This window comes from Coprobacillus sp., from assembly GCF_984815275.1.
This window is the reverse complement of record NZ_CFJNYH010000053.1, coordinates 1-17,121: the sequence shown is the minus strand read 5'-3', so window position 1 is coordinate 17,121 and position 17,121 is coordinate 1. Positions and strand designations below refer to the sequence as shown.

Below are 17,121 nucleotides of genomic sequence, written 5' to 3'. Positions count from 1 at the left end.
TCGATAGGTGAAGACCTCCGCAACAAAAGACCCTTATAGGGTCTGTACATACCACGTCTTTTAGGCGTGGTTATGATTTACTAAATTTCAATAAGTTCATACTCATGTGTACCTAAACCAATTTTTTCAGCATGTTCTAAGCATGATTTCCAGTTTGTTTCTGGTGAAACATCAGTAAAATGATCATGGTGTTCATGACCATGTTTATGAAGAATACTGTTAGCTGTTGCTGGTTGTTTATTAACTGCATCAGCACATGCTTGATCTAAAGCAACTGGATCAAAAGATGCAAACATCCCAACATCTGGAACAATAGCGATATCATTTTCACTATGACAATCACAATATGGTGATACATCAATAACCAATGAAATATGGAAACATGGACGGCCATCAACAACAGCTTTTGTATATTCAGCAATTTTATAGTTTAAGATATCATTGGCTTCATCCATACTCGCTTTAATAGCATCTTTTGGACAGACTCCAATACAACGTCCACATCCAACACATTTATCATGGTTAATAGAAGCTTTATGATCTGTAATTGTAGGTGCATCATGTGCACAAATTTTAATACATTGTCCACAGCCAATACATAAATCTTGAACAACAGATGGTTTACCAGCACTATGCATTTCCATTTTACCAGCACGAGAGCCACAACCCATACCTAAATTTTTAAGTGCACCACCAAAGCCAGTCAATTCATGTCCCTTAAAGTGGTTTAAAGAAATAACAATATCAGCATCCATAATTGCTTGACCAATTTTAGCTTCTTTCACATATTCTCCATTAACTGGGACCAATTCCTCATCAGTTCCTTTTAAGCCATCAGCAATAATTGTATGTACACCTGTCTGAAAAGGATTATAACCGTTAGTATAGGCACTATCTAGATGATCTAAAGCATTCTTTCGTCCACCTACATAAAGTGTATTGCAGTCTGTTAGAAATGCTTTTCCACCTAATTCTTTAACATAATCACAAACAACCTTAGCATAATTAGGTCTTAAATATGCTAAATTTCCAGGCTCACCAAAGTGAATCTTAATAGCTGCATACTTATTAGTAAAATCAATGTCTTCAAAACCTGCCTTTTTCATTAAGAACTTCAATTTTTCGGGAAGATTCATTCTTCCTGTATGCATATCACAATAATATACTTTTGATTTCTCCATAACTTTCCCTCCTACTTAATAAAAATCCTATTCTCTTATTATCTTAACACTTAAAGTACGCTTGAAGTCAAGAAAAAGAACAATATTCATTGATTATTGTTCTCATTTCATTCAATAAGTTTATAATTCTGTGGTTGACTTTGAATCAATGCTTCTAAGTCAGTTACGTTTTTATAACTATAATAAGAAGATATACCTATATTACATTGATAAATCTTGCCATTCACATAAACAATATTAGCTCTCCAATCAGGATTGCTTGTACAACTAGAATTTGCATATAAGATCATTTCTGGATTATCTTTCTCACCTATATAATAAGGTCTCCAATATAAGTCAGTTTGACTATTTATTTTTTCTAAAATATTATTATCAACTTTCTGTAATTTATTTTCATTAATTAATTTCCCTATTAATTCTTTTCTATCAAGTGTTGTTTGTCCTTTAGCAAGTTCTTTTGTCATCTCTATATAAATGCCCAGCATATTATTCATAGAATCATAAAGAGGATTATCAATTTCATCCTTAGATACAATTGAATATTGAGGGTCCTTAGTCTTATCAAAAAGAACATATATTCCATTACTTGCTTTATATAATAATCTTGTAATTTCATTATTCACTACACTAATATTTCCTTGGATTTCACCATTTTCTACATCAACAAAATCATCAATCCATATCTTATCATCATTGTTTAAATGAATATTATCACTTTTATTTTGAGCATATTTATCAATAACTCTTTTTTGGGATGCTGTAACATAAGCATAACATTCCGTTAAAGCAGGTGCCTCTTGAGCAGTGTCGATATATTTTAAAACAGTTGGTACAGCAACAGCCATAAGCACTGCTAAAATAACAACGACTATAATTATTTCAATTAAAGTGAAACCATGTTTATTTTTCCTCAGCATAGAATCACCTCCATGGTTTAAATATACCACTTTCGCCAAAATGTTACAAACATATATGCTACAGATAATAGTATTTTCAAAAAAAGAAAAGTATTCCTATAAGAATATTTTTTGAAAATAATTCCTTTTTAATACTTGAGAAAAATCATTATAAATATGATATGTGAGATTTATTCCTTTGTTTTTTGAAATATACCAAGCAGAAATTGAGAAGGGTGTCATGAGTAAATAATGAGCTTACTCATCTACTTGAATATTTAAAGCAGGTGTGAATTATCGCTTATCTTCTTAGTTATCATTATGCTGTGTTTTTTAAAAGGGAGACTTTTGTTTAAAGAAGAGATAAAGTTTATAGTAATCAAATAGAATGATATAAAAAACTATAAAACTGCTAAATAAAGATTGTCAATGATGATGGTGGGTATAAAAGTAAAGATTTGTTTTTTTGTTTCAGATAAGAAATAATTTCCAATTTATAAAAATTGATATATACTTATATTATGGATATGGAGGAATGTATATGGAAACAAGAAAATTTGAAAAATTAAATGTTGAAACATCTTTATTAGGATTTGGGTGTATGAGATTTCCATTGACTAAAGATGGAAAAATAGAAGAAGTTGAAGCTGAAAAAATGATTGATTTGGCAATTCAATCAGGTGTCACATATATTGATACAGCTTATCCTTATCATGATGGAATGAGTGAACCCTTTGTTGGACGAGTTCTTAAAAAATATGAAAGAAATTCTTTTAAACTTGCTACAAAGTTACCAATTTGGAAGATTAATAGTCAAGAAGAAGCCAAAGAAATCTTTGAATCACAGTTAAAAAGATTAGATGTTGATTATGTTGATTTTTATTTATTGCATGCATTAGATAGTGATAAATGGAAGAAAGTTATTGAATATAATATTATTGATATGTGCGAGGAATTAAGAAGAGAAGGAAAAATTAAATATTTAGGGTTTAGTTTTCATGATGAGTTTAATGTATTTGAGGAGATTATTCGTTATCATCAATGGGATTTTTGTCAATTGCAATTAAATTATATGGATATGGGAATACAAGCTGGACAAAAAGGTGTTGATTTAGCAAATGAATTAGGTATTCCATTGGTCGTTATGGAACCTATTAAAGGTGGTTCTTTAGCTACCTTACCAGAAGATGTTACAAAACACTTTAAAGATTATGCGCCTGATAAAACGCTTGCTTCTTGGGCTTTGCGTTATGTTGGAACTTTACCAGGTGTTAAAGTAATTTTAAGTGGGATGTCAACACTAGCACAGGTAGAGGATAATTTGAAAACATTTACTGATTACAAAAATTTAACAGACGATGAATTAAAGATTGTGGAAGAGGTTGCAGATACATTGCATTCACGTACAAAGAATGGTTGTACAGGATGTGAATATTGTATGCCATGTCCTTTTGGAATCAATATACCAGGCAATTTTAGATATTGGAATAATCGTTTTGTTTATGATGATGAAAAACTTTTTAAAGGAAAGTATGCAAAGATGTCTGAGCAGGAAAAAGCGAGTCATTGTAAAGAATGCGGCGCTTGTGAAAAAATGTGTCCACAACAAATTTCAATTCGTGAGGATTTAAAACGTGTAGTTATTGATTTGGAAAAATAATCTTATAATATTGACTAGACAACATAATAAAAAATACTCTTATTTATATCATTCTATAAATAGGAGTATTTTTTAGTATAAATATTGTTGTTTTACATTTCTTTTGTTGCTTTATTAAAGAAATAAAATCCAATTACAAACATAATAGAAATCATGCCTACTCCAATGTTCATATATCCAGTTAATTGAGCAGTTATACTTACAAGAGCAGTTCCCATAAAGGATGCACCTTTGCCACAAATATCAAATAATCCAAAATACTCACCAGATTTTTGAGGTGGTATAATTTTAGCAAAATATGAACGTGATAAAGCCTGAATGGCACCTTGGAACATACCAACACAAATTGCCAAAAGCCAAAATTCCCACTGTTTATCAAGTTGAATAGCAAACAAAGCAATACATGTATAAGCAACAATACATATTTTAATAAGTAATTTTGCAGGATAAATTTTAGATAATTTTGAAAATATTAATGCAAATGGAAAGGCAACAATCTGTGTGACAAGTAGCGCAACGAGTAACCCTTGAGTATCTAAACCTAAGGCACTTCCATAGGCTGTTGCCATATCAATAATTGTATAAACACCATCAATATAGAAGAAAAATGCAACCAAGAATAGGAAAACCTTACGGTCTTTCGTAATTTCTTTAAGAGTATGAAACAAGCGTTGAAAGCTTTGCCTGATTGGATGTTTTGGTTTTTCAACATAATAGACTTGCTGATATTTTCTTAATAAAGGGATTGTTAATGCAAACCACCATATTGCATTAATGAAGAAAGCAATCATAATAGCCATTTCAAAAGACATGCCAATACTTTCATAAAAAAGAACAAATACTAAACTGATTACAAAAGGAATACAACTTCCAATATATCCCCAAGCATAGCCATGTGAAGAAACAGTATCCATTCGTTCAGGTGTTGTAATATCTAATAACATTGAGTCATAGAAGATGTTAGCTGTTGAAAAGGCTATTTTAGCGATGACAAATATGGCTAAAAAGATAACCCATGACGTTGGAAATGAGAGAGCAGCAAGAGCCAGTACACCAACCATCATACTTATTGAGAAAAATGGTTTTTTATAACCTTTAGTGTCTACAATAGAACCTAGTACAGGACCAATAATTGCTACAATTGCTGTTGTAAGAGAAGCTGCATATCCCCAATATGCTAAATAATTAACTTCAGAGATATTTGCCATTGAAGAAAGATGATTAAAATAGATCGGAATAATTGTTGAAACTAAGAGTATAAATGCAGAATTTCCTACATCATACATAATCCAATATTTTTCTAACTTTGTTAACTTCTTATCATTCATAAGTTTGCCCAAACCTTTCATTAAGATAATCATCATGAAGATGAATAGAGTAATCTTGTATCAGAGAAACAGCAAGACTGACTGCTTGATTTTTCTTCCTGATCAATTCATCAATACATTCTCGAGATGTTTCATTTTTTACATAATTTATTATGAGACCTTTATAGTTAGGATATATACCAGCAACTTTCATAGCTAATAATACGAATCCTCTTTTGAATCTTCCTGGTGCTTTAATCATATTCAAATAGAATAATAAATCTTTTAAAGATTTCCAAATTTCTTTATCAGTGACTTTAAAAAAAGGAGCAATGACTTGAGAAACCTCTAATGAAGGATGGATATGACTTGTAAGAGAAGTTCTTAAAGGATCTTGGCCTTGTTGAACAAGTAATTCCCTGTCAAACTCTGATTCAATTTCACTGTGAGTCATATTTAATATCTTTTCTTGATTCCCTATGTATCCATGACATTCACTATCTAAAACATAATGAGTGATAAATCCACAAATATAGGCAAAAGCATCTTCTTTATATAGACTGTGATTAATAATATGCTTTGCATCTTTAAAGAAATCATAAGCCTGTTTTTTATGCATAGAGAAACCTAAATCTTTTACTATATTCTTTTTTAATGCCTGATGATAGAATAAAATATCTGGGCCATGAACTCCAATATTATATAAGTTCATATGCTTTTTTAATCGCTCCTGTAGTTCTAAATCTAATTTGTTATAAACTTGTTGTCCAAAATCAAAATGTGCATAACCTGCTGGCATAATCAATCCTCCCACTCTATTATAAAAAGTTAAATATTAAAAACCATCAAATCTATGTTAATTTCTAATTAAATCATATCATGTTTATATACTGAAACATAATAAAATATGATAAAATAAAGAAAATAGGTGGGATAGAATATGAAAAGAAAAATAGGGATAGTTATATTGGGAATTATTATTGTTATTGGGGGGTATTTGATTTATGATCAAATGAGGTTTAAATCAGATGATATTATATTAGAATTGAATGATGTAAAAGTAATCGAATATGGAGAATCATTTGATCCATTAACTCTTATTAAGAAGTGTTCTGGTGAAGTGATTTATCAAGAGTCAATAGATACAACAAAAATAGGAAAGCATAAAATAACTTTTGTAGTTAAGGAAAATCAGGTAACTAAAGAATTTGCATTTGAAATCGAAGTAAGAGATACAAAAGCACCTGACATAACACTGACAAAAGAGAAAGATTCAATAGAATTAGGAAGTCAACTCAATATAACTCAATATATAAAATCAGTAAAAGATAATGCTGATGGAGATTTAACATATAAAAAAGATAAAGATGTTAAAAGTGGAGATGTGGGCTTTTATACATATCATAGCCAAGTAGATACTCAAAAAAATGGAAAATATATTGTGACAATCATTGCTATAGATAAGAGTGGCAATAAGGCAAAAAAAGAGTTGGCTATAACTGTTCAAAAAAAGAAAGAAACAGTTTCGAATCAGCAAAGGAATCAATCCTCACCTCAACAATATAAGGCTAATCCTAACAATAAAATCATTGTCATAGATCCTGGACATCAAGGAAAAGGAAATAGTGAAAAGGAAGCGATAGGACCTGGTTCTTCAACAAAAAAGGCGAAGGTTACAACAGGAACTACGGGGGTATCATCACGCAAGGCAGAGTCACAGATTAATTTAGAGATTGGATTAAAGCTAAGAACAGAATTGCAGTCTAGAGGCTATACAGTTATTATGACGAGAACAACTCAAAATGTGAATCTTTCTAACCAACAACGCGCAGAAATAGGAAATAAAAATAATGCAGCAGCAGTTATTCATTTGCATTGTGATGGTGGTGAATCAAGTGTACGAGGCGCACATACAATTTCACCTGCAAAGAATAATCCATATTGTTCTGAAATATTTAAAGCATCCTCAAAATTAGCACAGAGTGTTATCCAATCATATTCTGCAGCAACTGGAATAAAGAGCAGAGGAGTATCATATCGCAATGATTTGACAGGTATAAATTGGAGTCAGGTTCCTTCTATCTATATTGAGATGGGATTTATTTCTAATGTGTCAGAAGATAAACTTCTCGCTGATTCATCTTTTCAAAATAAATGTGCAAAAGGCATAGCAGATGGTATAGATAAATACTTTCAATAAAGCTAATGAACTTCATTGGCTTTTTTTGTTGTAAATTTTTATATAAAAGTTAGTTTACATAAATATTTGCTTAAAGCATTGTATAATAGTTTGCTGTGTGCTATAATTTGAATGCATACAATAACAATTAAAGCATATGAAAAGGTTAACTTAAGAAATAAGTTAACCTCATTGGAAACCATTAAAATTATTTGGATACTAGTTATTATCATCTTCAGGAGGTATATATTCCATAATATCTCCAATTGTGCAATTAAAATAATGACATAACTTACTTAGAAATAAACTATCAAAACGCTGTACTTCATCTCTACAATATTTATTTAAATTAGGTCTTAATATATCCATATCTTTACAAAGTTTATTCTTACTAATACTTTTCTCTTCTAACAGACTTTCTATTTTAAAATGAAATTTTCCATATTTATCATTCATATTATTATCACCCTTTTAATAGAATTATATATTAAAAACAATATTTCTATAATTTGTAGTTTGACACCTTGTATTAAAACACCTATTATTACTACAAGGTGTATTTTTATATTTAATCATTCTCTTTATTATGATAATATATAATTGTTCTATACATAAAAAGAAGGGAGAAATTTATTATGTATGTATATGATTTTTTTAAATCACTAAGTTTATTAAGAAAGGAGAAAATGCCAGATATAAATGAGATTCCAAATGAAGAAGTATTTATCTTTGGAAGTTATCCAATAGAAGAGTTAGATAATTATCCAATTGAGTTATCATCTCAAAACAAAAATTATCTTATTTATTGTAAACTTGACAATATTATAGACTTAAAATCTTTTCCTATTGATAAATATCTCGATTATATAAAAAGATTAGATAGTGAAAATATTGATCTCAATCTTTATGAACCTATTATGCTTGAAAGTACATTAATGGAAGCTATTTTACTTCTAGACTTGATATCTTCTCTAGAAGAAAATCCCTTTTTCGATGCAGTTTTTAATATTCCATTATCTTATTTAGATGAATTTCTTGATTCACATACATGTGAGTATATTGAGGTGAATGAAAGATTTATGGGAATTGAACTCATAAAAGATATCTATTTTTCACAAATATTATATTTTATTAAAAAGTATGTGAAAGTAAAATTTTGTACGAAACAAGAAGAGATAGTCAATCCGATCTCATATGAAGAGTTTTCATCATTAATTAGAGTTAAAATAAATGAATACCAAAAACTTGATCCGTTTAAAGCACCAATTTCTACTTATACAGGTATAGAAAATGTAGAATACGATAATCTCATATATCAAGTTGAATTATTGGGGGAGCGTCAACTGGATAAAAGAAGGAAGCTATCTTAGTCATTCATTATGTCATAAAAGTCATAAAAACTAATAATCATATCAATCATATGGTCATTAGTTTTTATTATAGATTACATGCTTTGTATAGATCAAATCAATTGTGATAAGTCCTTTCAAAGATCATATACCTATCTCTTTAAGATATACTATAAAGATTCACGAATAGATTAATTAAGGATTTTATACATTTATTATTGTTTAAAAGTAACTTTGAAGGTAGGTGAAATTTAAAAAGAAAGCGGTAACTTATTAAATTTACGTGATTATATGTGGACTTTCAAAATAAAATCAACTAAAATAGTTGTGAAAATGACAAAAAAGGAGATTTACATATATGAGTGGTTTTTTTGGTGTTGCATCTAAAAATGATTGTGTTATGGATTTGTTTTTTGGAGTAGATTATCATTCACATTTAGGAACAAGAAGAGGTGGTATGGCTGTTTATGGGAAAGAGGGATTTAATCGTTCTATTCATAATATTGAAAATTCGCCTTTTAGAACTAAATTTGACAAAGATATTGAAGAGTTTGAGGGGAAGTTAGGGATTGGGTGCATTTCTGATAATGAAGCACAACCTTTATTAGTGAATTCTCATTTAGGATCCTTTGCTATTACAACTGTAGGAAGAATTAATAATTTAGAACAATTGAAAGATAAGTGTTTTGAATATGGAAAGACACACTTTTTGGAAATGAGTGGTGGCGTTATTAATCCTACTGAAATGGTTGCAGCGATTATTAATCAGAAAGATTCTATTGTAGAGGGTATTAAACATGTTCAGGATGTTGTTAAAGGCTCAATGAGTATTCTCATTATGACATCAGAGGGAATTTATTGTGCTAGAGATAAATATGGACGTACACCTGTCATTATTGGTACAAAAGATGATGCAAACTGTGTGACTTTTGAAAGTTCTGCATTCTTAAATTTAGGATATCGACATGAAAAAGATTTAGGTCCTGGAGAAATTGTTTTCATGACACATGATTATTTGAAACAAGAACAAGCTCCGTTTGAAAAAATGAAAATATGTTCATTTTTATGGGTTTATTATGGATATCCAACATCTACATATGAAGGTGTAAATGTTGAAGCTATGCGTAATCGTTGTGGAGACATGCTAGCAAGACGTGACGATGTTTCACCTGATAGTGTTGCGGGTGTTCCTGATTCTGGAATAGCTCATGCAGTAGGGTATGCTAATCGTTCTGGGATTCCATTTGCAAGACCATTCATTAAATATACACCAACGTGGCCTCGTTCATTTATGCCATCTAGTCAAGGACAGAGAAACTTGATTGCTAAGATGAAATTAATTCCTGTTCAGGAATTAATTAAAGATAAGAGCTTATTACTTATAGATGATTCAATTGTGCGTGGAACACAATTGAGGGAAACAACAGAATTCCTATATGATTCAGGGGCAAAAGAAGTTCATGTTAGACCAGCTTGTCCACCACTATTATTTGGATGTAAATTCTTGAATTTCTCTCGTTCTAGTTCAGAAATGGATCTTATCACAAGACGAGTTATTCGTGATTTAGAGGGAACTGAAAATATTAGTTATGAAACATTACAAGAATATGCAGATCCTGACAATCAAAAGTATCAAGATATGTTAGAAGAAATCCGTAGAAGATTAAAGTTTACTTCATTAAGATATCACCGATTAGATGACATGATAGAATCTATAGGTTTAGAACCATGTCAATTATGTACATATTGTTTTAGTGGTAAAGAATAATAGAAAAGCCCTCATATTGATTATGGGGGCTTAACTTATATAATGTTGAGCAATGGTAATGAATAGATAGTTATCTTTTTTCTCTATATAAATACCAATATTTACTTTTTTATAGTTTTTATTTGTCATGACTGCATAATGTGTTGGACTTTTAAGAAGTCCTTGATGAAGATTATTAACAATTTGAATAATTTCATTATCAGTATAGTCTGATTTATAATTAACTTGTGTTTGGGCTAGATTCTCACCATGTGGTGTAGATTGAATGTTAATTATATTTTTTAAGGTTGTATTCCACTTTGTTCCATTTGGTCGTGTATGAGACCATTGAATTGATGCTTCTTGAGCGCGAAGAGTAGTGCTTTTTAATAGTGGTTTATATAAAGAGACAGGTGTTACTCGTGTTGTGTTGATAAGTTGGAGAAATTGTGAACGAATAAGAGTTTCATTTATAGAATGAGTTTTTTTAAGAGTTTGTTGTTTGTTGTCACTTTCTTTATTCTTTTGGGGTTGATCAGATACTTTTTCTTGTGAATTTGAAGGAGTTGAATCTATCTTTTTTTGTTTTTGAATTATCTTTTGACGTGTATCATGTGATTGAATAGTTTTTTTCTGTGTGTTGTGATTAAGTTCTTTTTGAGATATTTTTTTTGAAATAGTTTCTTGTTGTAAAATAATATTTTTTTGCACAATTGCTTCTATATGAATGTTTGTAATTTCAAGATAACAAACTATAAAACTTAAAGTGATGATTGTTATATATGTCTTCATAAAGACTCCTTTCATAAATGAAAGAAAAAAAGGTTTGCTATAAGCATTATAACATAGTTTGCTTAAAGTGAAAATATAAAATTGATATTATTATAAAATAATGTATAATTTATATAATGATAGAAGAATAGACTGGGTTTTGTCAATATGATGATTTCATAAAAAGAGTCAAATAACATTTATGTAACTATTTAGAAAAGATAGAAATAAATACTTTTTAATACAAAACAAATCATTGAATAGAGTTTAAAAAAATATCGTAGCTATGGCAAGATAATGAGATTGTTTTATTTCTATATAAAATATTGCATTAAAAGAGCGGATAATGGTAAAATGTATCAGCAAAGGATGGTATTATGGATAGAACAAAGGAAATTGAGCAAAGTATTATTAAGAAGTACAGAAAGCAAATTTGGCGTAAGTTTGTAAAAGGTGTTCAAACTTATGATATGATTCAACCAAATGATAAGATTGCTGTATGTATTTCAGGTGGTAAGGATTCAATGTTGATGGCAAAACTTCTTCAGGAATTAAAACGTCATGGTAAATTTGATTTTGAATTGGTTTTTTTATCTATGGATCCTGGATATAATGAAAAAAATAGAAAGAAAATTGAAGAGAATGCAGAAATTCTAGATATACCTGTACAATTTTTTGAATCTGATATCTTTCAAGTTGTTACAAATATTGAGAAATCACCTTGTTATTTATGTGCTAGAATGCGTCGTGGTTTTTTATATGCTAAAGCAAAAGAATTAGGATGTAATAAAATTGCTTTAGGACATCATATAGATGATGTCGTTGAGACAATATTAATGGGAATGTTTTATGGATCACAAATCCAAACGATGATGCCTAAGCTACATAGTACCAATTTTGAAGGTATGGAACTTATACGTCCAATGTATCTTATTGAAGAAAAAGATATTATTCATTGGTGTCATTATAATGATTTAGCATTTATTCAATGTGCATGTCGTTTTACAGAAGAGATGGAAGAGCTAGGAGATGTTCACCATACATCTAAAAGAGAAGAAATGAAAAATTTAATTAAGTATCTAGAAACAATGAACCCCAACGTTAAAAAGAATGTTTTTAAAAGTATGGAAAATGTTAAGCTTGGTACGGTTATTGCTTATAGTGATGATGAGGGAGAACATCATTTTTTAGAGAAATACAATAAAGAGGTGCGATAATATGTTTTCAAGATTTGAATTACTTGTTGGAGAAGAGAAGATAACCAAGCTCCAGAACGCTCATGTTTTGGTTTTTGGAGTTGGAGGAGTTGGTGGTTATGCTGTAGAGGCATTGATAAGAAGTGGGCTTGGTCATATAACAATTGTTGATAATGATGAAGTTTCTCTAACAAATCTTAATCGCCAAATTATTGCTACAAGAGACAGCATTGGGCATAAAAAAGTGAAAATCATGAAAGAACGAATAAAATCAATTCATCCTGAGTGTGAGGTTCAAACATTAGAGATGTTCTATCTGCCTGAAAATGCTGATACAATTGATTTAACTCAATATGATTATGTTGTTGATGCAATAGATACAATTACTGCTAAAATAGAATTGGCAGTACGCTGTGAAAAGCAAAATGTAAAATTAATCAGTTCTATGGGAACGGGTAATAAAATGAACCCGTCTATGTTAGAGGTTTCTGATATATATAAAACATCAGTATGTCCCTTAGCAAAAGTTATGCGTAGAGAATTGAAGGCTCGTCATATTAAACATCTAAAAGTTGTTTATTCTAAAGAATTACCTATACAGCCAAAAACATCTGATGAAAAAACAAACAAAAGAACAGTTCCAGGTAGTACTGCTTTCGTTCCTTCAAGCGCTGGACTGCTAATAGCGAGTGAAGTCATAAAAGATTTACTTTTTTAAATAAGTCGAAGGCATTAACTTAATAACCTTATTAAGTTGATGCTTTTTTGTCTGTTTTTTTTCCATAATATATAACTTTTTCTAATAAATCATTATTTTTGTTTCAATAGAAACCATAGTATCAAATCATTTCTAAATTATCTTCAAAACAATGTAAGATAAGATCATTTAGGAAAATACTAACTTTTTAGTAGAACTCTATATATTCATCATCAGCATATTTAATGATACGATTTTTAACTCTGGCGAGTGAGATATATATTGAACACATATCTCAATATTATGATTATCTTGATTTTCTCTTTTTTAGCATAAACATATTATTATAAGTTTAACATTTTGTGTAAAATTAAAAGAGGCAGAGATTTAGAAGAATAGTTGTTTATATCTATCATATAAGTATCTTATCCTTATTTTATAGTAAGAAAAGATGAAAGACATTTCTTATGATTAATCACTCTATGGACAAAATTTATTTTGGACCCTATTTATATGTATTCTTTTTAATATTTTGTGCTATGATTAATTTATTAAGAGTGATAGGGAGGCTTTATTATGCAAACTCATTTAGAAAGAATAAAAAAGGATTTAGAAGTATTAGCCACTTATACTTCAACACCAGGATTTGGTGTTACACGTTCATCGTATTCTAAAGAAGATAAGCAAGCAAGGGAATATTTAATAAGAGAGATGGAAAAACTTAATCTTAAAATCTATGAAGATGGAATTTCTACTTTGTTTGGTCGTAAAGAAGGGACAATGGCAGAGGCACCAGTAATTATGATTGGCTCTCATTATGATTCGGTAGTTAATGGTGGAGCATTCGATGGACCAGTTGGGTGCATAGCGGCTTTAGAAGTATTGCGAGTTTTAGAAGAAAATCATTTTATCAATGATTATCCCATTGAGCTTATTTTGATGAATGCCGAAGAAGGGGCAACGTTTGGTCAAGGGTCAGGAGTTACAAATTCAAGGGGGATGTTAGGAACATTGACAATGGAAGAGTTAACAATGAAAAAGAACCGTTTTGGACAAACAAAACTGGAAGCTATGAAAGAATATGGATTAGTTCCAAATTTAGAATCTGCAAAAAGAAAACCAGGTTCTATTAAAAATTTTATTGAAGTTCATGTAGAACAAGGACCTATTTTAGAAAATGAAAATAAAGACATAGGATTAGTAGGGTTTGTACCAGGGATTGGTAGATATAAGCTTTGTTTATTTAAAGATGAGAATAATGATACAAAAACGGCCATCGATTATTTCAATGCACTTTTTGATGAGATGTTAAAAAGTCTAAAAAATAAGATAACAGGAATCATTATTCCCTTGAGTATAGATAATGATAATTGCATAGAATATAAAGTTGAGATTAGAACATTAAATAAAGAAATAATTGAACAAATTGACTTTAAAAATAAAATCAATGATATGGTTAATATAGTTATTCAAAAGACAGGACTACATATAGAATTAGAAGAGATGGCGAGAATAAATTATCCAAATCCGACTCCTCCAAGCATTATGAATAAAGAGAATGTAGAAAAGATGGAGAGGATATGTAATAAACTAGGATATAGTTATATGATTCTTAATGATGGTAGTGGACATGACGCAATGATGATGACAGAGTTTACAGATACCAATATGTTATATGTTCCAAGTGTTGGTGGTTTAACACATTGTCCCGAAGAATGGACAGATTATGAAGATATTAAAAAAGGAGCAGATGTTCTTCTGCATTTAGTCATGGATATTGCTGTAAATAAAAGGTGAACTGACTTATATATTTAAAGTAATTAACAATTATTTATACTTCCATTAACTTACATTGATTGTCTAATAAATATAAACATCTTATAATATTCATTAAGAGAACGTTTCACAACGAATACATAGTTGTGTCTCTTCATCTTTCATGGTATTTTAATGCTGTCTTCACTAATGAACTTGAGGATTATATCAAACTGATAATAGATTTTTACATTCTTATATAATTATGTCTATATAATATTATAGTATCATTTTAAACAGCGACAGCGCAGTTTGGTGATGCAGTCTTTACCTGAGAACGAAACATAAACAATCCACTACTTTGAGCACATAATATATTCAAAGTGGGATAAGGGCATATGTATTAAATTGTATATCATGAATCAAAGCCTACCGATTATTTTCGGTAAGGCTTTTTTGCCAATGAACTTTTTTAGAGATTTCAATAGAATACGCAACAATTCTCACTTCCCTAGAGGAGTACATAATGGAAGTGTAAACCACCTTCCTTTAAACAAGCGAAACAAGCTCAGTTTGACAGCCTTACAATCTATCCAACCAGTAATATTTTAAAGTTTAAAGAATGGTTAAATTTTAATAAGGATACTTTATGCTTTTTTGGGAAACTCAATATTTAAGTATTTTTTGAGAAATTATGAAAGTATGTAAGTTTTTTCACATTTCAAAATAATTTTCATAGATTATAATGAGGTGTTAGAAATGAAGGAACAACTTCAATCTTATATATATGTAGAAAAGTTATTATGTGATCTTTACAAAAAAGTTGCTACATTAACTTGCTTAAGTGATGAAAAAGGAATGTTTTTAGACTTTTCAAAAAGTTGCCATGAAGCGGTTGGGTGTTTAAAATATTTTTATAAAGAACAATTTGGTTCAGAGTTTGATCCAATGATTCCTGAGATTAACATTCAGGGAACATATCGAGAAGTATTGAATCATATCCAGCAACAGGAACTTGAATCATTCCTAAATTATCGTCGACATACGTATTTTCAAGACAATTATTTGTTACAAGAAACAATGCGAGGAATTGCTGATTCTAAGTTAGAGCATATTATTGCGATTATGGCTATTGTTATTAATATGAATGATCCACAAAAAACAATAAATAATAAGCACAATTTAGAATAAGTTTCATAGTATATATAGAGGTGTATGAAATGAATAGGGAACAACTCCAATCTTATATTTATACTGAGAAATTGTTAGCTCAGTTATATCGACAAGCAGCTGCAATGGCAACACTACAAAGTGAAAGGCAGGTTTTACTTGCATTTGCTAGAGATGCTGAGCAGAATGCTAATTATTTAAATCATTTTTATAGAGAAGAATTTGGAACAAATTTTGATCCAATGATACCAGAAGGGAATATTCAAGGAACATACAGAGACTTATTAAATGAAATTCAAAAACAAGAATTAGCTTCTTATTTAGAACTTAGAAAACTGACATACAATCAGGGGAATATTGAATTAAGAGAAACAATTAGAGCGATTACTGATGTTAAATTAGGACATATACTGACATTATTAGCTATTGTAACAAACATGAATACTCCAGGGGAAGAAAGATCACAAAAGTTCTTTAAGTAAACGTGCATAAATGTACGTTTGCTTTTTTCTTTAGGTTCAAATTGCAAAAATTGAACACATAGACTTTAGTCAGTTGAGCATATGAAATATGCGAAACAAAAAACCACCTGCTATGCGGGTGGAGCAATTAAAAAGTTTAACAATAGTATCACCTTTCCGATATAATGAAGTTGTTCAAGCTATCATTAAAAGAAAGGAAAGGTGATTTGACTATGGCTAAAAAAGCAAATTCTTTAGCACACACAAAATGGATGTGTAAATACCATATTGTGTTCACACCTAAGTATAGACGAAAAGCGATATATAATCAATACCGAGAAGACTTAGGCGAAATATTGCGGACACTGTGCAGGTATAGAGGAGTGGAAATCATAGAGGGGCATCTAATGATTGATCATGTGCATATGCTTGTGATGATACCACCAAAGGAAAGCGTATCGTCATTTATGGGATATCTGAAAGGGAAATCAGCATTGATGATGTTTGATAGACATGCCAATCTGAAATATCTGTACGGAAATAGACATTTCTGGGCAGAAGGGTATTATGTAAGCACAGTAGGATTAAACGATGAAACAGTCGCAAAATATATAAGGGAGCAGGAAGCTCATGATATAGCGATGGATAAATTAAGTGTGAAGGAATACAGGGATCCATTTGAAGAAAAGAGAATTACAAAGTCATTCGGTAAAATGTCAAGAAAATAAATAAAATCTTTTTTAGATAAATCA

16 protein-coding genes are annotated in these 17,121 nt (G+C 30.0%); 10 read left to right on the top strand and 6 right to left on the bottom strand.

Annotated elements, in window-relative coordinates:
• Positions 1-80 precede the first annotated feature (80 nt).
• Positions 81-1,181 carry a DUF362 domain-containing protein gene (locus AC5M21_RS14430; RefSeq protein WP_008789193.1) on the bottom strand — a complete coding sequence of 367 codons (1,101 nt, stop codon included), beginning with the start codon at positions 1,179-1,181 and terminating at the stop codon, positions 81-83.
• A gap of 107 nt (positions 1,182-1,288) precedes the next feature.
• Entirely contained in the window at positions 1,289-2,098 is an 810-nt protein-coding gene (locus AC5M21_RS14425; RefSeq protein WP_017144042.1) for a prepilin-type N-terminal cleavage/methylation domain-containing protein, read from the bottom strand.
• Between the two features lie 520 nt (positions 2,099-2,618).
• On the opposite strand from AC5M21_RS14425, the gene AC5M21_RS14420 reads away from it, so the two are divergent.
• The gene (locus AC5M21_RS14420) at positions 2,619-3,737 is read left to right on the top strand and encodes an aldo/keto reductase (protein ID WP_008789195.1); all 1,119 of its coding nucleotides are present in this window, start codon (positions 2,619-2,621) and stop codon (positions 3,735-3,737) included.
• Positions 3,738-3,829: 92 nt separating this feature from the next.
• On the opposite strand, the gene AC5M21_RS14415 is transcribed toward AC5M21_RS14420, so the two are convergent.
• Both AC5M21_RS14415 and AC5M21_RS14410 read right to left on the bottom strand, forming a co-directional pair.
• The gene (locus AC5M21_RS14415) at positions 3,830-5,065 is read right to left on the bottom strand and encodes an MFS transporter (protein WP_008789196.1); all 1,236 of its coding nucleotides are present in this window, start codon (positions 5,063-5,065) and stop codon (positions 3,830-3,832) included.
• Complete coding sequence (locus AC5M21_RS14410; protein ID WP_008789197.1) at positions 5,058-5,843, bottom strand: zinc dependent phospholipase C family protein; 786 nt, start codon at positions 5,841-5,843, stop codon at positions 5,058-5,060. The genes AC5M21_RS14415 and AC5M21_RS14410 overlap by 8 nt, the downstream gene beginning before the upstream one ends.
• 141 nt (positions 5,844-5,984) lie before the next feature.
• Here AC5M21_RS14410 and AC5M21_RS14405 point away from each other — a divergent pair, with 141 nt between their 5' ends.
• Positions 5,985-7,244, top strand: coding sequence for an N-acetylmuramoyl-L-alanine amidase family protein (locus tag AC5M21_RS14405; protein ID WP_117599144.1), 1,260 nt, complete (start codon positions 5,985-5,987; stop codon positions 7,242-7,244).
• A gap of 198 nt (positions 7,245-7,442) precedes the next feature.
• Here the strand turns inward: AC5M21_RS14405 and AC5M21_RS14400 are convergent, their stop codons facing one another.
• A complete protein-coding gene (locus AC5M21_RS14400) occupies positions 7,443-7,679 on the bottom strand; it encodes a helix-turn-helix domain-containing protein (RefSeq protein WP_008789199.1) in 237 nt (78 codons plus the stop codon).
• A gap of 179 nt (positions 7,680-7,858) precedes the next feature.
• Between AC5M21_RS14400 and AC5M21_RS14395 the strand changes: the two genes are divergently transcribed.
• On the top strand, positions 7,859-8,593 hold the full coding sequence (locus tag AC5M21_RS14395; RefSeq protein WP_008789200.1) for a hypothetical protein: 735 nt from the start codon (positions 7,859-7,861) through the stop codon (positions 8,591-8,593).
• Positions 8,594-8,930: 337 nt separating this feature from the next.
• Positions 8,931-10,340, top strand: a complete 1,410-nt coding sequence (locus AC5M21_RS14390) for an amidophosphoribosyltransferase (protein WP_008789201.1) — start codon at positions 8,931-8,933, stop codon at positions 10,338-10,340.
• Between the two features lie 30 nt (positions 10,341-10,370).
• Here the strand turns inward: AC5M21_RS14390 and AC5M21_RS14385 are convergent, their stop codons facing one another.
• A complete protein-coding gene (locus tag AC5M21_RS14385) occupies positions 10,371-11,111 on the bottom strand; it encodes a CAP domain-containing protein (RefSeq protein ID WP_017144044.1) in 741 nt (246 codons plus the stop codon).
• Positions 11,112-11,467: 356 nt separating this feature from the next.
• Here AC5M21_RS14385 and AC5M21_RS14380 point away from each other — a divergent pair, with 356 nt between their 5' ends.
• The 6 genes from AC5M21_RS14380 to tnpA all read left to right on the top strand — a co-directional run bounded on the left by AC5M21_RS14380 (position 11,468) and on the right by tnpA (position 17,097).
• A complete protein-coding gene (locus tag AC5M21_RS14380; protein WP_008789203.1) occupies positions 11,468-12,307 on the top strand; it encodes a tRNA 2-thiocytidine(32) synthetase TtcA in 840 nt (279 codons plus the stop codon).
• Position 12,308: 1 nt separating this feature from the next.
• Entirely contained in the window at positions 12,309-13,004 is a 696-nt protein-coding gene (locus AC5M21_RS14375) for a tRNA threonylcarbamoyladenosine dehydratase (protein ID WP_008789204.1), read from the top strand.
• Positions 13,005-13,559: 555 nt separating this feature from the next.
• A complete protein-coding gene (locus tag AC5M21_RS14370) occupies positions 13,560-14,780 on the top strand; it encodes a M20/M25/M40 family metallo-hydrolase (protein WP_054325674.1) in 1,221 nt (406 codons plus the stop codon).
• 717 nt (positions 14,781-15,497) lie between these two features.
• Positions 15,498-15,929, top strand: coding sequence for a hypothetical protein (locus tag AC5M21_RS14365; protein WP_008789206.1), 432 nt, complete (start codon positions 15,498-15,500; stop codon positions 15,927-15,929).
• A gap of 29 nt (positions 15,930-15,958) precedes the next feature.
• On the top strand, positions 15,959-16,390 hold the full coding sequence (locus AC5M21_RS14360) for a hypothetical protein (protein ID WP_054690300.1): 432 nt from the start codon (positions 15,959-15,961) through the stop codon (positions 16,388-16,390).
• Positions 16,391-16,602: 212 nt separating this feature from the next.
• Complete coding sequence (gene tnpA / locus AC5M21_RS14355) at positions 16,603-17,097, top strand: IS200/IS605 family transposase (RefSeq protein ID WP_302280939.1); 495 nt, start codon at positions 16,603-16,605, stop codon at positions 17,095-17,097.
• Positions 17,098-17,121 lie beyond the last annotated feature (24 nt).